The 2849-nt window shown below is 69.3% G+C and carries 3 protein-coding genes; 2 read left to right on the forward strand and 1 reads right to left on the reverse strand.

The genetic code is table 11. The annotated features are described in order from the left end of the window. Positions 1-42 precede the first annotated feature (42 nt). On the reverse strand, positions 43-870 hold the full coding sequence (locus ACNPM4_RS15440; protein WP_029263868.1) for a sulfite exporter TauE/SafE family protein: 828 nt from the start codon (positions 868-870) through the stop codon (positions 43-45). A gap of 66 nt (positions 871-936) precedes the next feature. On the opposite strand from ACNPM4_RS15440, the gene ACNPM4_RS15445 reads away from it, so the two are divergent. Both ACNPM4_RS15445 and ACNPM4_RS15450 read left to right on the forward strand, forming a co-directional pair. Then, the gene (locus tag ACNPM4_RS15445) at positions 937-1452 is read left to right on the forward strand and encodes a GNAT family N-acetyltransferase (RefSeq protein WP_448986269.1); all 516 of its coding nucleotides are present in this window, start codon (positions 937-939) and stop codon (positions 1450-1452) included. Positions 1453-1673: 221 nt separating this feature from the next. Continuing rightward, the gene (locus tag ACNPM4_RS15450) at positions 1674-2813 is read left to right on the forward strand and encodes an ABC transporter substrate-binding protein (RefSeq protein ID WP_448986270.1); all 1140 of its coding nucleotides are present in this window, start codon (positions 1674-1676) and stop codon (positions 2811-2813) included. Positions 2814-2849: the final 36 nt, after the last annotated feature.

The following is a 2849-nucleotide window of genomic DNA, read 5'->3' on the forward strand; positions in this document are numbered from 1 at the left end:
CGGTCGTTGAGCGAGGAGCGCAGCGACGAGACGAAACGCCGTTCAGCCGAGGAGCGCGAGCACGGGGACGATGTTCTCGTTCCACACGTCGACCCCGAGCTTCGCGATCAGGCCGACCACGACCACGAGGAAGACGACACGGATGAAGGTCGTCCCCCGCGAGATCGCCATCCGCGACCCCAGGTAGCTGCCCGCGACGTTCGCCACCGCGAGGATGCCGCCCAGCAGCCACAGCACCGCCCCGTGCGGGATGAACAGCATCAGTGCGCCCGCGTTCGTCGCGAGGTTCACGATCTTCGCCTTCGCGCTCGCCTGCAGGAAGTCGTAACCGAGCAGGGCGACGAGCGTGATGACGAGAAAAGTGCCCGTGCCCGGGCCGATCATCCCGTCGTAGAAGCCGATGCCGAGCCCGGCGGCACCCGCCATGATGTGGTGTTTGTGCCCGTGGTACCGCAGCTTCGTCGCCGCGCCCATCTGCGGTCGGAACGCGGTGAACAGGGCGACGACCAGCAGAGCGATGACGATGATGGGCTTGAACGCGGCGGGCGGCAGTACCGTCGCGACGGCCGCGCCACCGAACGAGCCGAGGAACGCGATCGCCGCCATCGGCAACGCCGTGCGGATGTCGGGTTTGGCGCGGCGGTAGTAGGTGACGCTGCTGGTCGCGGTGCCGAAGACGGAGGCGAGCTTGTTGGTCGCCAGCGCCTGCACGGGCGAGATGCCGGGGATCAGCAGCAGCGCCGGCAACTGCAGCAGGCCTCCCCCGCCGACGACCGCATCGATCCACCCGGCGCAGAACGCGGCGATGACGACGAGGAGGAGCATCCCCCAGGTGAGCTGCTCCAGTCCGAGCACGGCGCCGATATCCACTCGGCCATGATTCCAGAGAGTCGGCCGCGCGCCGGCATCCGCTCCGCCCGCTGGCAGACTGGTCGCATGCTCGACGCCCTCCCGCTGCCCCACTCGTTCGACTCGCGCATCGGGACGGCGGTGCTCCGCCGTGCGGTGGTCGATGACGCGGATGCCGTGATCGCGTTGCTCGCGGACGACCCGATCAGCGCGGCGCGGGGCGATGTGGCATCCGACGACGATCGCCCTGTGTACGCTCAGGCACTCACCGAGATCCTGGCCGAGCCCTCGAACGACCTGCTCGTCGTCGAGCTCGACGGTGCGGTCGTCGGCACGCTGCAGCTCACCTCGATCCCCGGGATGTCACGCCGCGGCGCGCGGCGGCTGCTGGTCGAGGCGGTACGCGTGCACAGCGGTCTGCGGTCGTCGGGCATCGGATCCGCGGTGATGCGCTGGGTGGGCGAGGCGGCGGCCCCCGCTGTCGGCGCGTCGATGGTGCAGCTCACCTCGGATGCCGCCCGCACCGACGCCCACCGCTTCTACGAGCGTCTGGGCTACGTGGGCTCGCACCGCGGCTTCAAGTACAACGTCCCGCAGGCCTGACCCGCGCGCTTCCGTCGGCCGATCGCAGCGTCCTCGGCCTGATTCTCGGATTCTGGCCGAGCGCAGCGCGGAAGGCCGAGCGAACCGCACCCCGCACCCGTCCCGCCACCACCGCGACACGCGCCGTTCACCCGACCCGGGACGGTCGGCAACCTGCGCCTCATAGTGTCCTCTCGCAACCCGAAACCGGCGCACCCTCGCCGGACACCGAGAGGACACTCATGGCTCGCTTCACCCGCCGCGCGCGCATCGGCGCCGGCATCGCCCTGGCCACCACGGCCGCACTCGCGCTGACCTCCTGCGCGTCCGCCACCGACGCACCGGCGTCGAGCAGCGAGACGGTCGATGCCGCCGCGGCCACGTCCGTGGAGGACTTCGGTACTTTCGCCGAACTCGAGGCCGCTGCCAAGGAGGAGGGTTCGCTCAACGTCATCGCCCTTCCCCGCGACTGGGCGAACTACGGCGAGATCCTCGACCTGTTCACCGAGAAGTACCCGGAGATCACGATCAACGAGGCCTCGCCCGACGTCTCCAGTGCCGAGGAGATCCAGGCCGCCGAGACTAACAAGGGCCTCGACACCGCGCCCGACGTGTTCGACCTCGGACTGACCGTCGCACTGCAGAACACCGACACGTTCGCTCCCTACAAGGTGCAGACGTGGGACGAGATCCCCGACGAGCTCAAGGAGCCGACCGGACTCTTCGTCGGCGACTACGGCGGATACATGTCGATCGGGTACGACTCGTCAAAGTTCGACGCGCCGTCCGAGCTCGCCGACCTGCTGTCGGCCGACTACAAGGGCGCCGTCGCGATCAACGGCGACCCGACCCAGGCCGGCGCCGCGTTCGCCGCCGTGGGCCTCACCACCGTGCAGTCCGACGGCACGCTCGACGACTTCCAGCCCGGCATCGACTTCTTCTCGGACATGCAGAAGGCCGGCAACCTGCTCAAGGTGGATGTCACCACGGCGACCATCGCGAGCGGCGAGACCCCGGTCGTCTTCGACTGGGACTACCTGAACGCCTCGCACACGGCCGACAACGAGGACTGGAAGGTCGTTGTGCTCGACGGCACCGGATACGCCGGCTACTACAACCAGGCCATCAACGTCGACGCCCCGAACCCGGCGGCGGCCCGCCTGTGGCAGGAGTTCCTCTACAGCGACGAGGTGCAGAACCTCTGGCTGAAGGGTGGCGCGCGTCCGGTGCGCATGGAGGCCATGACCGAGGCGGGAACGATCGACGCCGACCTCGCGGCCGCGCTCCCCGAGGCTCCCGAGGAGACCGTGGTGCCGACCGAGGAGCAGTCGACGAACGCCGGCACGCTGCTCGGTGAGAAGTGGGCCGCGGCCGTCCAGTGACGACCATCTCCGCACCGGGGGTGGATGCTGCGGCAT

This window comes from Microbacterium umsixpiens, from assembly GCF_053543675.1.

Bases quoted from the DNA above. Each gene is read 5' to 3' on its own strand.
- ACNPM4_RS15445 (WP_448986269.1), top strand. From the start codon at position 937: ATGCTCGACGCCCTCCCGCTGCCCCACTCGTTCGACTCGCGCATCGGG.
- ACNPM4_RS15450 (WP_448986270.1), top strand. From the start codon at position 1,674: ATGGCTCGCTTCACCCGCCGCGCGCGCATCGGCGCCGGCATCGCCCTG.